Here is a 15,603-nt window from a genome sequence, read left to right as displayed (position 1 = left end):
GGTGGTAAAGCTCATGATCGATATTCTGTAAAACATCAAAATCTCTTCTTTTGAATATGTCGAATAATCAATTACATCCATTTTTCACTACTCCATCTGTATAGTGCTTTAACATTTTAGTATTTATGCAACATACAATTTGTGTGGCATAACCGCTTTTTGGAATTGAATCAGCTTAGCAAGTGTTATATGTGCTTTTTCTACATTACTCAGCGCTTATTATTTTTTCATTACACTTAATAAGCAATTATATTTTTACGCAAACAGAGGCCGCTAGCTTGAGCAATTAAGCAGGTTTACTAATTAATTTGAAGCAGCTACCTAGCTGTTCAGTTGTTCTGCTTTGGGTAACTTACGTAGTTCGCTCAAATTTGACTCTGGAGCATTTGATCTGAATTATCTTGGGACATTTATAACCTGCCTATGGACAGAAACGTGTTTGAGACGAAGGACTGTTGTGTGCCAGAAGCGGACAGTGGTAACGCTTGCCTCACTGGCACGTAAGAGCAGACTAAAATTAGCGGCGAAGGAGCGCAAGCCTGTTGCTTTGCGTCCTTCGGTTTAGGAATTTGTTATAAGTCGATTCCAAATAAGTATTTATAAAATAACTCTTTAGGATCTTTTAGTGATATTTCTAGTTCCTCTATTTTTAAAAGCTTCAAGCATGTATCCAGAACGTTCAGCGTTAATTTTTGTAGTTCTTTCAAGTCTATACGCGTTGTGTGATGGCTTAATTCTTCCTTAAATACACCATCCCAATGTGAGTCAGGCTCTGAAATTAATTTTCCACTATCTGTAATCATCCTAAAAAACACATAAGTTTTAGTTTTGTCATTTCTGCTGATTAAACTACCATCATGAAATAATCCATGTCTTAATGTTACCAAAAGGTTGAGGTGTGACTCAGGAACTTCACTAAATAAATCAAGTGCTCTTTTTATACCATTTTTATATTTTGAACTTTTACCCAAAGGACTATACAAACATCCAATTTGGTCTAAGATTGCAAAGGATGTCATAAGAGGAACATATTGGCTTGTTCTTTTATTATTAAAAGAGCAGGAAAGCGTCTCTGTTAAATGGTATAAATTCGATGACAGGTAGCACGTTTTCAATTTGTGACGGAAATTGTGATAATCTAAATGAATGAAGCTGAGCTCCTTAATTGTTAGTTCATCAACATTTTTTCCACCTAAATATTTCGAAATATCAAATCCATTACCATTGAAATTCATTGCATCACCCTAGATATATAATGCCTAGTTAAGAGGCAAAAATAGTTAGCTAAAATTAGAGACGAAGGAGCGCAAGCCTTCTTTTTTTGCGTCTTTTGGTTGAAGCGCTTGTTATGTTGTTTATGCAAGATGCTGCTCTGCAAAGCCTTGCACGAATAGAAGCATCATTTCTACTTGTGACTTATCATATTCATTGTACTGACCATGAGCTGCTTTATTTCGTATATGCGCCCAACTTGTGATCTGCTTTTGCGTCAGCTTTGAATAAACTTCATTTTTTGCCAACTCAGTATTTAACGGCTCAATTGTTAATGGAGAACCATTCGGTTTGGTAAAGGCAATATTATTTTTCTTACATAACTCTCTTAGGCCATCTTCTAGAACAGCACCGATTGTAACTGCTGCTGCATCTTTATAGCCTTCAGATAATAAGTGCTCACCGATTTCTAAGAAGTTCGCAAAAATTTCTGCCTGTAGTAAGCCTTTAATGCTAGCAATGAGATCATTGTCAATATCATGCTTAACTGTTAAAGCTATTCCTTGGACTTGAGAAATATGCCCATACCAATTGCTATGAATTACATAAAAACTCTCAGTCGAGATTGCACGTTCAAAATTAGTATAATGCTGGCTATTCTCACCGTATAGCTTTCTTACAAGTTGACCGAGTCTCGTTACCCATGAAGAAACCTCTGCCAAATCACTGCCTTCAAAGCTACTATCAGCCCTAGATGCTTTTTGAAGAATTGTATCTCCAATATCAATTAGTGCTTTAATTTCGATTTTTACCGTTTTACTTAATTCCATAATCCATTATCTCAATTTTAATTATGGCGTCAGAGAACAACGTCGTATTAAGGTGTGAGCAACGCTACCACGAACCTGAGCCATTGCGCCGTAAAAACGAAACCCAACCTTGATCTTAAAATGCCAAGCGTTGGGAATCACTCTTAAATGCTTTGTTATATGAATATTATCCAAGTTGTTTTGTCCCAGAAAGCGGCGGCGGCGGTGGAACAACATTTGGAACAGATTTTACGCTAGGGTCTATGTTGTTAAAATGCCTTTCTTTCAAAGACATGCACATACCGTCAAAATCGGGAAACATTGTTGCAGAACTTATCCCCATGAGATTTAGCTCGTTCATAATGAGTCTTCGCTCTTTGATCGGCAATAGGGCGTAGTACAGAAATGTTCTGCCTGTTTTTTGCTTAACATTGTTGAGGTACAACTCTACGTCGGGAACATTTGTTACTGTCGTGACTGCCATCTGGGAAACTAATCTTTGATTATCTACGTATGCTGGCTTAAATTCTGAAAGAAAAGGGCTATCGTCAGCTTGTAACATAGGTACCTGCATATAGGAATTACGCCATAACTGGAAGTCAAACATGTATATTTTAACGTTTCCGTTTGCATCAACTTTTCTAGGGTCTATATCCTTAAGAGCAAAATAGGCAGCAACATATGGCGACATTGTCCAATCTAATAATGGAGTTGGAAAGCCGTGATGTTGCAACTTAGCTAAAAATCCACCTACATCTTTTTCATCTGTAGGGTCGTCAACCCTATATCCGAATGCAGCAGAACTATAATAAACGTCTGGTAGTATTTTATCGAAATAGTCTCTCCAACTGATCCCGTTCTTTGCTGCGTATCGTTGGAATGTTGTCTCAAGCTTCCACGTAAGATCTTGCTGTCCTCTAAAAAAATACGTGTGATTATTTCTGACCAAATCAGACACCCACTTTTTGTACTCATCCCAAGAAGTTATCATCTTACTTACCTATTCATACCAACGCCCAAGTAATGGGTTAAAAAAACTTGGCTAAAATTGTGAACAAAATGAACTGAGCCAAGATTTTATAGTCCATTCGTTAATTTGCTTGTTAGGCGTTTTGAATGCCAAGCCCTGACTTAAAGTGGTTTAATACAGCTAAAGAGTTGGAAAGTAATAATTTACTACGCACTGGATCAAACCAAGTACCATTGAATTTAGCTCCATGATAAAGGTTGTTTCTAACTCTAGAAATGTGCGCAAATAATATTTGAACACTCCTTTCGTTATTTGGTACATCAACCCAAATGATTTCGTTTAATTCATTAACAGATTGCTTTTTTGGTGGTAATTTTAATATGTATTCAGCTGCCACTTTTACTTCACCTAAATCAGCTAGAAAATTATTGCCAATTACTTCGTTTGCATACCTATCCCAGTCAACAATGACTTTACCTCGGTTAACAGCAAAAAAGCCTTTCTCTTTAAGAGATGATTCATAACGAGCAAAAAGTTTAAAGAACTCGAACGCTAATAAATCTAATTGCTGATCCAATGAAATCTCCTAATTTTTTGTATTTATGCGACACGTAGTTTGTGTTGCATAATCGCTTATTGGACTGAGCTACTACCTGATCGGTGTATCAGAGTTGGTGTTGTTTATGCTATGGGAATTTGCTTTTTAGAGGCTAAACTTTCCTAGCTAGCTTAATCAGCTTTGCTAATGTTAAGTAAGCTTTCCCTGCATTGCTCAGCGCTTATTTTGTATTCATTACACCTAAATTTTACTTAATAAGCAATTGTATTTTTACGCACATAAAGCCAGCTAGCCCGAGCAATTAAGCTCGTTAATTAATTGAGCTACAAGCATCTGTTTTGCTCAACTTCCGTTTTTTCTCAAGGCCGACCTATAGAGTATTTGAGTTAAATGGTAATGGGGCAAAGGCTAGTTATATTCATAACTCTCCGATGGACTGAAGCGTTTTAGGTGCTTCACTAAAAATAGTGCTTGATTTGTAGCTAAAATTTAAGGAATTCTTAAATTCGGTACCTAGCTCCGGTTGTTCAGCAAGGGGTAGTTTACTTGGCTCCAGAACATGGGGTTGGCCTTTCACCTAGCTTGTCTAAGCTAATCTCTCTGTAGTGAGAAAGGGGGCATTTCTGAAGAAGAGAAATTAGACTTAGAAAAATTAAGAAATGTAACTTTTTACGCAGAATGGTGATGCACCAACATATGGTGAGTGGCAATGGGCACTAGATAATTGTAAGAGTATCGTTCGTAATTTATTTAACAGGCAAAAAATCGCATAACAAACACTTAAAAAATGAATGCAAATATCTTTGGCAATAGCAGTTTTAGTCAAGCCGTCACTGACCTTCCCTCAAAATATACCATGCTACTTCTTAGTTAAATCGAGGACTACAGAACAAGCTGTAAGTCCAGATATGAGAAACTAAAATTTAATCAATAGCTATGTATAACTTTTACTCCGAATGAAGCGCAGTATAACATTATTTCACCCATAAAGCCTTCAGGAATATCCTTCACATCTTTAACAGATAAGTAGTCTTGGTTAGAAAGCCAGTCTTGAACTTTTGAAGGGTCTTCCTCTAATATCTCAGGGTATTCATTAAAATCTATAACATTTTCACTAAATACTATTTGGTAGTTTCCTTCAGGAGTGATTTCTGCAACGCACCCATGTTCATAACCTTCAGAGAACCGAAGGGCTGTATGTATATCAGGTGTGCAAAAAATACACTCGCTTCGCGCCTTAATACCTAAATTCATTTCGAACCATCTATCAGCCAAACAATGTACTTCATAATTTGTATGAATTGGCGTTCTAGGGGTCACAAGAAATGGATTGTCTAAATGTTTTGATTCAATTAACTTATTAAATCCTCTATAAAGTTTCACACTTATATCCTTAATCATATACGTCAAAATCAGAGTATTTCCAACCTCCCTTGGGGCAATACTCAAAAGGGTCCTCTAAGTACTCATGTTTTTCAAAGATGTCGTTAGGAACAAAGTTTTCTATTCGTATGTCCCATACAATTCTTCCTACATATGATAGATCTTTTCTTATCTTAGGGTCTATATTTGTAATCTTCTCGAAAGTGTTAGCAAGCAATAGGCTTGCAGGATGATCTAGAGCAAGTATATTTTGATTTGCTCTTCGCAATATATTTCCCATTTCATTTGTATTAAGAGTGTGGATGTAAGATCCGATATCTTTATGCTCAATAACATCTTTATTTGTCAACACTTTGTACATCAAAAATGCTATTGCCCAAGCATCGTACTTTCCGAATTGATGCTTTCGATCTTCCCAAGGAGTAAAGACTTCTGGGGGCAAGCTATAAAATGAGCCTTCGACCTTTTTCGGTGCAGTACTTATTAATAATTCGAAATAATCTGGTGGCTCATCATATCCATTGTATATATTAGTTATGCTTTCTCCCCAATCAATTATTTTGATACCTACATTTGAAATTCTTTGATGCCAATCCACTTCAATATCTTCAATTAAGATATTACCGGGATGTAAGTCTCGATGATCAATCTTGCATGGGATACGACTAACTGCATTAATTATACGGTGAATAAGCTCTAATCGTTGATCAATTGTAAATGAAGGGTTTTCTCTTAACCACTTTTCTAATGTAGGGAATGAATACCACTTTGTTATCAAACAATATACATTCCCATTAAATAAAGTTTCGCTGTGAATATATTCTGCACATATAGAACCAGCCCCACCAAAATTAAACTTTGTCACTAATTTAGTCATTTCCATTTCATTTTTAAATTTAGCGATTTCATAATTGTTTGCGGGAAATAAAAGGTATTTTATAAAGACTGTATCACCTGTTTTTTTATCTTTTCCTTTGAAACTCTTAGCCCCCATTCCTTCAGAAATGCTTTCTTCAGCAATAAATCGATTGTTAATTTCATCAACTTCTAACTTTCTAATTAAATCAATTGTTTTTATCACTAATCACTCCCATCTAAAAATTGATTTTGTTAAGGTAAGTTGAATCGAACCAATGTATTTAGTCATGCTATAAAAATTATTAGATCTGAACTGGTGTATGAATTTTTGAATTGAGCAGGGAACTTTAAAAATGGACATTGAGCTATTACTCAGTTTTTAAATACCAAAACGTAAAATAAAACAGATACACAGGTTTTAAGCAAGAAGTTTTCAGGTTACAGTTCAAGACTATTAAATTTTATAAGTCGCAGCTTCTATGAAAATCATCAATCTGGCAATTCACTGAATGAGTATTAAATAACAGAATGAAATCGCTATTCAAACACAAAATAGAGAGTTTATGCTGCCATAAGTAATGTAAGAACTAAAGCTAAAGAAAATTTTAAAATAGTTTTCTATAGATTTAAACTTTAATCCGGTAGCAGAACTTAAATTTAATCTAATGAAATACTTCAAAATAAGAGAGGATAGGGTTATCTTATTCTTATGAACTTATGCTTTGGTTGAATTACTGGTTATTACATTAACAAAAATCTAGCGAGCGATATTATGATTAAACCCATTATGAACTTAAATATGACTCGTTGATTAACATTTTTTCGTCAATTCGTTGACACTGAAAATTGATGTCGTTGTACTCCAGTCTGTAAATATTGTATTTAGCTAACTTTATAACGGCTAGAGCAAACATCAGAGGAAAAAATATTTTGTTTTATGAAAAATATAAGGTCAAGAATGTTGACTGCTAATAACTATGAACTATTGTCGTCTTTAGGATTACTCAAAATAGAAGGTTATGAATTTTTAGAATCTTTAGGAGGAGGCTCCGCGTTAAGTAGTGTTTACGTAAAGGGTAGTAATAAAATAGTCGTTAAATTTTTAATTTCTCCAAGAAATAAAGTTGAGTTAGAGCGATTTAAACTTGAGTATTCAGTACTCAAGGATAATAAGTTGAATATGGACTTTGGTGATAACCCTTCAAGAGCGCCAAAGTACTTCGTAGGACCAGAAAGCAGCTACCCTCTACCTAAGATAGCACTTGATATCAAAGAGTATCATTCTGGCATGGTTCTTTGTTTCGGTTATAAATATGAAGAAGGTTCATTATTGTCAGGTATTTCAACAAAAGACTACTCAATTAAAGAAAAATATGAGTTTCTTCACCGAATTGCATCTGGTTTAAGTTACTTTAGTCAAACAGGCTATACACATAGAGACCTTCACCCAAGTAATATTTTACTATTAGATGACTTTGAGATGCCTAAGTATGACCGTGACAGAACCGAAAATGATCCAAGAGTTAAATTTTTAGATCTAGGTAATTGTCAATCCTATGACCTTGAAAATGCGCATATTTACGGCATTGAACGAGATGCTGATGAGCAGTTAGTTTTTCATGATAACAATAAGCGTCTATTGACTTCATTCGTTTCTATGCCCCCAGATTTTTTGGAACATGGTTCAGCGACAAAAAATTATGATACTTGGGCTTTTGGCATTTTTGCTTATAACGTGTTTTTTGGAGAAATGCCTTTTGAGTTAAACGACATAAAAGATGTAACTGAATTACGACAGCTATTAAGATTACCTTCCAACGTAAAAAGTAGACTAAATGAACTTGATGATGGTCCTCGGTTGATAATGCAGCACCTATTGTCGTGGAAAGGTGAAAATCGGCCGGAAATTCACAGCATTGTAAGGTTATTTAGTTGGCTGGTTTATAGAAGTGAAGAGTTTACTGATATTGCGTTTATCAAGAAGGTAATTCACGAACATGGTTTTGACCCATATCATGATGCAAGAGATGACTATTATTAGCAAAACCACTCACAAACTTTATTAAATTTTGAAGGGAAAGAGTCGATTCAGTTATGGGGATGTTCACAAATTTTATTAGAGTACGACAATTGAATTCAAATGCCAAAAAGCCGTTGCAGCAATGCAACGGCTTTTTTGTGTTTTGGAGAAAGTTAGCGGGAGTAAAAGAGCAAGTTACGAGGAACGAGTTCCGAGATGCGAGTTGTAGAGGGGGGGGTTAACGCTGAAAAAAGAGTTATTAAATATCAGTGGTTAGAAGTCAGGTTGAAAGAAAAGAACTATAAGTTGGATTGTGCCTGTACTCGCTATGGCTAATCCCGTTGCAGTAGGCGTGAAATTTATTTCACGCGAATAAGCTAATAAGCTAGAGTAAAATCAAAAAGCAAGACCTGATTTATAGATTTCCAATTAAAAATACAGCAACATTTTATTGACATTATTAAGGAAGTTTATTTATAGTGAACGAGACTTTTGCAGTCGGCTACAGAGCATGTTTGCTCTAACTTTATACTCCGCTCCCATTCTATTGCACGGGAGGTTTCAGCTGCAAACCGGTAATGCCGGGTACTTTTGTGAAACCTAACTTCATTATTTTTGGAGAATACTATGTGCAGGATTGATGCGCCTTTTGGTAATATCACCTTCGATGAGAAAAACGATCCTAAAGAACGCTTTATACAAGCTCTAGATGAATTTGATATACAAGGCAATCTCAGAACATTAATGATTAAACACTTTGCTGATGCATGGATTAGTGTATTCAGAAGTGTAGAAGCCTTAGAAGACGCTTTATCTGAGACAAAACCCCATTCCTCTGATTCAGCAAAGTGCATTTCTATTTTATTGACTCAACAAAAAACTATCGAAAATAGTATCTCAAGCTATTACGGATATTATTTACCCACTTTGGATGATAAGGCAATAATTGCCTTTTTAAAGGATGTAGCTGACATTTATTACCCAAATGCACTGTTTGGGTTATTTAATGACTATATGGATAAATGTGGTAGCTATATAATGTTTTCATCATGGTTATATGGAAAGGATTACTGCCTTACTAAAGCATTTTTTGATGATACTTCATTATGTTTGTTAAACAATAGAGATAGAGCTTTGCTACTTTGGAGTTTCTTTGATGAAATATCTCATCGATTACAGTTTTTAGATAGCAAGCGTTTATATAAAGCTATCACTTATATAGCTACTTCAAACGTCGTGCAAGGCCCTCAAACTGAAGAGGTAACTAGCACTTCAATTAATATAACCCGTGGTTTAGATTTTCTAAGGGCATGGATTACGTACGACTCTCAAGCTGGTAGATTTCATCATAATTGGTCTGACTTTTTATACTTTTACAATAAGTCCTTCTCTAATCTTGGTGATTCAATATCTCTTGAGCTTATAGATAGTGATGAAACTAAAGCTTTAAATTATGAATGGCTTGAGAACACGAAGCTTGAGCTTCAAAATTTACAATTTTTAAATACTGATTTAGATATTGTTCCATCAGAAATGCATGAACAGTGGGCTAGAGACCTAGACGCATACTTTGGATTGTTTACGTATCATAAGTTCGAAAGGCACTATAACCACAACAGCTCAAATATTCATGATTTTTATAAGCGTAAAGACAATGCCCATCATGAGTTTTGTTTAAAATTGAAACCGCTACATATATCGGCTTGGATTGAGTTTTCTGTAAAAGAAGATTTTCGAAGGTTACTTGAATCAAAGCCTAGTAATCTTCGAGGTGAATTGAAGGTTAGCGTTAATTTGTGGGGCTATGGTAAGTATTTCACCTTGTGGAAAAATGTATTTTTAGTCGCTCTTGAAGAATTAGACTATCAAAGTAAACTGCGAATTTTATCTTGCCATATTCCTTTCGATAGTAGTCGAGCCGAGGATTTATATCCTGAATGCGTTGCTTGGTGGAATGAACTTTTTACCGATTTGATTGACGCTAAAGATTTTCCTAAAGCTTTAATACCTAATTGGGCTCTTACCGGAATTGAGAGGCTAGAACGAGAAAAGATGGTCCCATATATAGACAAAAGCATTGGAATAATACGTGGTGAAATCGTAAAAGAGGAGAATGAAGAAAATTTTGAGGTATATCATCAAAAACTTGATAGGTTACTTAGTTTTTTAGATCGTTCTGCACCAGATAAAGCTTTACGACATCGCCTTTTTCTAATGCGCTCTTCGACCGAACCATTCTCTGATGAGGCTCTTTCAAAGTTTGATTATTCGTATGAGCAAAAAGGTTTTAGTAAATGGTACGACTCTTTAAAACAACTAGCAGCAGATCAGTGTGCAAAAAAAATAAATGAGCATAGAAATCTTACAGCAGCTAAGCATAAACAATTTCAAGAAGACTTTTATGTACAATTTTCCCAACAATTAGCTGAATTTTTCCTAAGCCGCCTTCGTCTTCGTAGAGGTGAAAAAGCTAAAGATGATAAATATGAAACGAGCCAAGTAACAGAGCAATCATCAATTTGGAGGCAAGGTTACTTAAAAGCTCTTACTGAATTAGGTTTAGACTTGAATGGAAAAGTCCATAAAACAGTCAACTTCACTAAAAAGTCAGATCCCAATGAGGATGTGCGAGCTATTGCCAGCGAGTGTTATAAGGCAGTTCGAAGACATGCTAAGAAAGATCCCACTATTCAAGATATAAAAAGAAGCATCAATGCTGCTGAATGGTGGCTTCTTATGTGTCAGCGAACTGAGTTAGGTTATGAAACTGACTCTGAAAAGGCCGTAAGAACTAGGCGTAATCTAATGCGCAACCCATAACTATTAATTACCTTTTATCTAAAAACTAAACTTGGTGTACTAGAGCCTGATGCCCTTACTTTGACGCTAGTCGTCCGCCATGTAAAAACTTTACGGTCAATATGGCCAGTCAAGGAGTATACGTATGCCTAATTTTTCTGAGAATTTATTTAAAAAACACATTAGACAAATAGAAGCTGATATTGAGTCTGACTACCAAATGTTGAAATTTGGGTCAGGTGTTCATGATGACCAAGCTCGAATAGCTCAGTCAGGTATTACGACATGTAAAAAGTGTGTCTCTAGTGATGGTATTAAAAAGCGAATTTACGGTAGCTCTATTGAAGCAGAAAGAGCTGCTGATGATTTCTATGAGCGCTCCAATCGAGAGCTCGAAGCTTATAGGTGTCCCGTAGGTAGTGGTTGGCATTTGAGAAAGCCTAGATATAGATAGAGAATTTCACTTGTTTATGATTCCCAAACTTTAATTATGGCTAATAATAGAGAACTCATTTTTAATAAATAGATTCCCAATCTATAAATTAAAATAGGATAAAGGAAAATGAGCATTTTGAGGCTGCATTTTCCCAAACTTAAATAACTCTGATCATGATTAAATTCAAATGCCAAAAAGCCGTTGCAGCAATGCAACGGCTTTTTTGTTGGAGAAAGTTAGCGAGTTGCGAGGGGAAAGTTACGAGGAACGAGTTTCGAGATGTGAGTTGTAGGAGGCGTTTTAACGCCGAAAAAAGAGTTATTAGATATCAGTCGTCAGAAGTCAGATTAAGAATACAAGTTAGCGAGGGAGCGAGTTAGCAAGGGGAAAGCGTAAAGAAGCTATATAAGCTAGTTTGTGCCTACACATAGCTAAGGCTAAACCGCTACCGTAGGCGTGAAATTTATTTCGCGCGAAGTTTTTCGAACGCAGTGAATTATGGTAAGTCGAGTAAAGTCAAAAAGAAAGACCTGACCCCAAACATTCACAGAACTTATTCTTGATGCCTTAGAGCACGCAGTTTGGCACTGTGGCAATTCCAAGGAAGTTGATTCATCACAGCGACAGAGAGAGTCAATATTTGTCAATTAGGTACATTGTTCGACTTGCTGAAGCTGCAATTCAAGCGTCAGTAGGAAGTGTGGGTGAATCTTATGGCGAAACATTGGCTGAAACAATAAATGGCTTATTTAAAACAGAGGTTATTCGCAGAAATGGCCCGTGGAAGAATGTTGATACAGTTGAATACGCAGCTTTAGAATGGGTTAATTGGTTTAATAATCAACGCCTGTTATCTTCAATTGGGTATATTTCACCAGCTCAACATGAAACAGAATACTATGATAATTTAAATGAGTCAGGTAAAGTAGCTTGAATTACACAAACTGGTCTCCGATGAACTCGGGGCGATTCACGTAATGTTTTTTGATGTTATCAAAATGGCTTTGTGAACGGTGTATCAAACCCGGGTGTTAATTCAGAACATAAAGGAGAATATAGATGTCTTACTGGAAGGCTGCTGCTGTATTAGCGGCTGTAGCAAGCCCCGTTTTGGTGCGTTTGGGTAGCAAGTTATGGAGGAAGGAAGTTGCTATAAAAACGGAAGGCCCAAAAGCAAAACGCTTGGGAAGTTTTGTTGTTTGGGGGAGACCTGATAGTGGAAAAACAACTTTCATATATCGTTTACGGGGAGAAGAACCACCAGTTGAAAAAGAAGCTACTGATTCACAGAAAAAAAATGAAGAAGTTATTCTAGATTTTTTAAATGGTGGGCCACATGTTATAAGCGAGATTGCTGATATGCCAGGTAATCAAGATTTTCGTGATAAATGGCTTCAGATGGTTATTGAAAAGGAACATGTTTTTTATTTGCTCAACTTAGAGAGGTTGAGTAACAAGAACTATTTGACTCAAGTGCGATTGGATGTCGAAGCTACAGTGATCGCATTAGAGAGCTCTGAGAAAACAGATAAAAGAATAAACTTTATAGCAACACATCTGGATAAATCTCAGTGGAATGAAATCGAAAGATCTAGAGTTAATAATGTCATGAATGATGACATGGTAATACGTCAAATACGTGAAGCCAGAGGTGATGTAAAGGGCTATTTGTATAGTGTGAATCTAATTGACAAGAAGGATTTTGAGAAGTTAATGCAGGATGTTGTTAATGATATCTCCGACTAATTTACTTGATCGAACTTACGTTTACTCGCAATCTCTCGATAACAGTGGTAGAACGGATTGCTGGGTTTTGTCTGAGAATGAGGAATACAAGAGGATTGATACCTCAAAACAAAATATGAGTCACTTATTAGACACAATTGATCAGGCAAGATCTAAGGGAAGACGTTGGTCTATTGGTAATAAAAGCATAGTCTTTTATGTTTTGCTTAATGGAGCATGTGTTGTGAGGGTAAAACCTCTAACGCTTGATGTCAATGGACGTTTGTCATACGTCCAAATTGTGACAAATTTTCGCTCTAAAAACAGAATTGCTGCTGCAGATACTTTAGGCAAGTTGGCTGAAATTACTGGACGTGTAACAGATGGTAGTGAAGTAAAAGTTGCTGCGAGGTGTAAAAAAATTCTTAAACTCCCCCTTTGGTTGATTATTGTTCATATCGTTTTATTTAGTTGGAGATTTTCTGATGATTAAAAGTTGTGTAAATAAATTGATTTTTGTAGATGAAGAGTTTATGAGGGAGTTAGAGCAAGGAGCTGTTAGTGTTCTTGAAGAGTTTAACAATCCCACTTCAGATACCCAAGTGATCAAATTACCATTAAAAGAGGATGAACTCACTCATCTCGTGCAATCTATGGATGTATCCGAGATAAAGCCGGGAAATATTTTGGTAAAGCCAAATTATATAAATAGATTTTTTAGAATTGAAGAATTTAGTGAAAGTCACGTTCTGAGAAAGTACCGCCTTTGGACTCAACTGTGTTTAGCATTGGGAGCTAAACACGTTAAGGTCCAAGACATCAAGGATGTAAATATTGAAGCTGGTAATGACTCCGATATTTCTGTAAAAGCTACTGCAAGTTCACTGGTAGCGGAAGGAAGCTTAGATGTATCAGCTAAAAAATCGTCTCGCGCGAATGAAATACGACAACAGATAATGGATATGAGTACTGATGCCGAAGGGAGTAAGCCGGATTTAGACGCTGCTCATCGCATTTTGGAAAAATATAACCTGTTTCATGACGACTTGTTCATGAGCGTCTATGAAATGCGTGAATTGATGACTAACTCACTAAAAAGGCACGAGTTTTATCTGGATTTCTCCAGTGACATAAAGAAGGTGTTCAATTCATCTATCAAAGCAAAATTAGACGTTATGGCCAAAGTATACAAAGGGAGAATTGATTTTGATTCTCAAGAAAATGCATTTGAAGATGCACGAACAGCAATGAAGTTATCTATTCTCGTTGAGTTCTAAAATTTAATAATGTTATTCGAAAATTAAACCCGCTTCGTGGATTGAGGACATTTATGCCAATTCAAACCCCAGCCTTGAAACTTATTTGCTCTTCTTGTGGTTGGAGCAAAGTGTTACCGCCGATGGGCGATGTGCGTTTTCAAGGTCAGGAGCCGGATAAATTCCCTGTTTGCGGCTGTGAGCAACTAAACCATGTTAAGCCAAACATCGCAGAAAAAATGCTGGTTAGCATTAAAGCTAAGCCCTGACTGAGTAGGAATATGCAATGGCGTTAATAAATACTGACTGGACCGAAGAGCTTGAGCAAGTAAACAAAGTGGCGAAGAAGATTATAGAAGATGATATCTCACCACTGATTGATCAGAAAATTGATTTAATTAATACCTGTGCAGATGAGCTGATGCGTAGCTCTGCTTATCAGGCAGAAACGTTGGCTGATAAACTGCTAAAAGAAATTGCCATACAGCGCCAACAGCTGGTGGCCGATGTAATCAGAGTCGGCGTAATTTTTTTGCTGGCGTTTACGTTGTCAGGGGCATCGTTAATGTGGTTATTTTTTCAATTTGAACATGGGTTCAGTAGTTAAATATTAGTTGCCTTTTTGAAACACGCAGAGAGTGTATATTTCGTAAAAATTCACACTAAGCTCCCTCTGCACTAGTCATCTTACACAGTTTAAATTATATAAACCATGAAAGTAGCAGATAAGCTTTTAACTGAGGGGCATTTAAAAGCGGAAGTCCGGATTAAATTAATTGCGCCTGCTTAAATTAGTCAGTCTTAAAGGCTGCTAATGGCCTGAACTGAATGTGCGATTTAATTCAGATAAGATCTGATATTTCGATCTGAAAAATTGAAAGTTACTCGTTTTGATAAATATGTCGGATCTTTAATCATAAATGCCAAAAATGTGGTAACTCTCATTAATCGCCCGTTATCGTCGGATACTAGTTTGTTTCAGTCAAGCTATATTACATGATGACTTTAAATTATCATAAGTAGTGTACAGTTAAACCTATTTACTCATTCTAGAGTTGCATATTCAACTACACCAACTTTTTCCATGGGCAATTCCTGCGAATATTTTCTGTTTTCATAAGCCATTTATCGTTTCAACCATTGGGCTATCATAAGAATCTCAGACACTACCTGATACTTGATTAAAGAAGAACCCAAATAAAGCTGTAATTGGTGTTACAAAAGCCGGTGTGTGCTCACTTGCTGACTCGTTGAGCTGGAGCGTAGAAGTTATCGCTCAGAGCCTAAACACTACATCAAGCAAGTTGATACGGCATAAGTCAAAAAAGCTAAATAAGCAATTGAGTGACAATGTTCTAGACATTGCAAAGCTTGGGCAGTTTTGTGTTAAGTACTTCGGTAATGTTGAGAATTTCAATGGCTGGCTAGATACTACGGTTTTACTGTTTAATGGCGAGCCTCCCCGTCGTTATATGAACTCTATTCGCGGCCGCGAATTGATAAAGCAAACAATTAATAAACTAAAATATGGCTACACAGCATAATAGAACCCTCAACTTCAAGTGCCGAAGAATGG

Annotated in this window: 15 protein-coding genes and 1 pseudogene; 10 read left to right on the top strand and 6 right to left on the bottom strand. The window is 36.2% G+C overall.

From position 1 onward, the window contains the following. Window positions 1-572: 572 nt before the first annotated feature. The 6 genes from D0907_RS11945 to D0907_RS11920 all read right to left on the bottom strand — a co-directional run bounded on the left by D0907_RS11945 (window position 573) and on the right by D0907_RS11920 (window position 6,014). Window positions 573-1,235: a hypothetical protein gene (locus tag D0907_RS11945; RefSeq protein WP_118844541.1), complete on the bottom strand. Its 663-nt coding sequence runs from the start codon at window positions 1,233-1,235 to the stop codon at window positions 573-575. A 120-nt stretch (window positions 1,236-1,355) separates the two neighbouring features. Further along, window positions 1,356-2,042: a hypothetical protein gene (locus tag D0907_RS11940; RefSeq protein ID WP_118844540.1), complete on the bottom strand. Its 687-nt coding sequence runs from the start codon at window positions 2,040-2,042 to the stop codon at window positions 1,356-1,358. A 166-nt stretch (window positions 2,043-2,208) separates the two neighbouring features. Then, window positions 2,209-3,012: an FRG domain-containing protein gene (locus D0907_RS11935; protein ID WP_118844539.1), complete on the bottom strand. Its 804-nt coding sequence runs from the start codon at window positions 3,010-3,012 to the stop codon at window positions 2,209-2,211. A gap of 112 nt (window positions 3,013-3,124) precedes the next feature. After that, complete coding sequence (locus D0907_RS11930; protein WP_118844538.1) at window positions 3,125-3,568, bottom strand: hypothetical protein; 444 nt, start codon at window positions 3,566-3,568, stop codon at window positions 3,125-3,127. 909 nt (window positions 3,569-4,477) lie between these two features. Further along, complete coding sequence (locus tag D0907_RS11925; protein WP_162898050.1) at window positions 4,478-4,933, bottom strand: hypothetical protein; 456 nt, start codon at window positions 4,931-4,933, stop codon at window positions 4,478-4,480. 10 nt (window positions 4,934-4,943) lie between these two features. Next, complete coding sequence (locus tag D0907_RS11920; protein WP_118844536.1) at window positions 4,944-6,014, bottom strand: protein kinase domain-containing protein; 1,071 nt, start codon at window positions 6,012-6,014, stop codon at window positions 4,944-4,946. Between the two features lie 735 nt (window positions 6,015-6,749). Between D0907_RS11920 and D0907_RS11915 the strand changes: the two genes are divergently transcribed. The 10 genes and pseudogenes from D0907_RS11915 (at window position 6,750) to D0907_RS21050 (ending at window position 15,571) form a co-directional block, all read left to right on the top strand. Further along, entirely contained in the window at window positions 6,750-7,832 is a 1,083-nt protein-coding gene (locus D0907_RS11915; protein ID WP_162898049.1) for a protein kinase domain-containing protein, read from the top strand. 606 nt (window positions 7,833-8,438) lie between these two features. Beyond that, on the top strand, window positions 8,439-10,631 hold the full coding sequence (locus D0907_RS11910; RefSeq protein ID WP_118844534.1) for a hypothetical protein: 2,193 nt from the start codon (window positions 8,439-8,441) through the stop codon (window positions 10,629-10,631). A gap of 124 nt (window positions 10,632-10,755) precedes the next feature. Further along, window positions 10,756-11,064, top strand: a complete 309-nt coding sequence (locus tag D0907_RS11905; protein ID WP_118844533.1) for a hypothetical protein — start codon at window positions 10,756-10,758, stop codon at window positions 11,062-11,064. Between the two features lie 589 nt (window positions 11,065-11,653). Then, window positions 11,654-11,980: pseudogene (locus tag D0907_RS11900) on the top strand (IS3 family transposase); the annotation flags it as partial. 125 nt (window positions 11,981-12,105) lie between these two features. Beyond that, a complete protein-coding gene (locus tag D0907_RS11895; RefSeq protein WP_118844531.1) occupies window positions 12,106-12,792 on the top strand; it encodes a GTPase in 687 nt (228 codons plus the stop codon). A 67-nt stretch (window positions 12,793-12,859) separates the two neighbouring features. Beyond that, window positions 12,860-13,264, top strand: a complete 405-nt coding sequence (locus D0907_RS11890) for a hypothetical protein (RefSeq protein ID WP_162898047.1) — start codon at window positions 12,860-12,862, stop codon at window positions 13,262-13,264. Further along, window positions 13,257-14,048 carry a hypothetical protein gene (locus D0907_RS11885; protein ID WP_118844529.1) on the top strand — a complete coding sequence of 264 codons (792 nt, stop codon included), beginning with the start codon at window positions 13,257-13,259 and terminating at the stop codon, window positions 14,046-14,048. Before D0907_RS11890 ends, D0907_RS11885 begins: the two co-directional genes overlap by 8 nt. A gap of 53 nt (window positions 14,049-14,101) precedes the next feature. Further along, complete coding sequence (locus D0907_RS11880; protein WP_118844528.1) at window positions 14,102-14,296, top strand: hypothetical protein; 195 nt, start codon at window positions 14,102-14,104, stop codon at window positions 14,294-14,296. Between the two features lie 17 nt (window positions 14,297-14,313). Then, the gene (locus tag D0907_RS11875) at window positions 14,314-14,634 is read left to right on the top strand and encodes a hypothetical protein (protein WP_118844527.1); all 321 of its coding nucleotides are present in this window, start codon (window positions 14,314-14,316) and stop codon (window positions 14,632-14,634) included. Window positions 14,635-15,367: 733 nt separating this feature from the next. After that, window positions 15,368-15,571: an MbcA/ParS/Xre antitoxin family protein gene (locus D0907_RS21050; protein WP_162898046.1), complete on the top strand. Its 204-nt coding sequence runs from the start codon at window positions 15,368-15,370 to the stop codon at window positions 15,569-15,571. The last annotated feature ends 32 nt before the right edge of the window (window positions 15,572-15,603 follow it).

Source organism: Pseudoalteromonas lipolytica (assembly GCF_003515105.1).
GTDB classification, from domain to species: Bacteria; Pseudomonadota; Gammaproteobacteria; order Enterobacterales; family Alteromonadaceae; genus Pseudoalteromonas; species Pseudoalteromonas lipolytica.
Note: the sequence above shows the minus strand (reverse complement) of the source record. Positions and strands in the feature narration are given on the sequence as shown.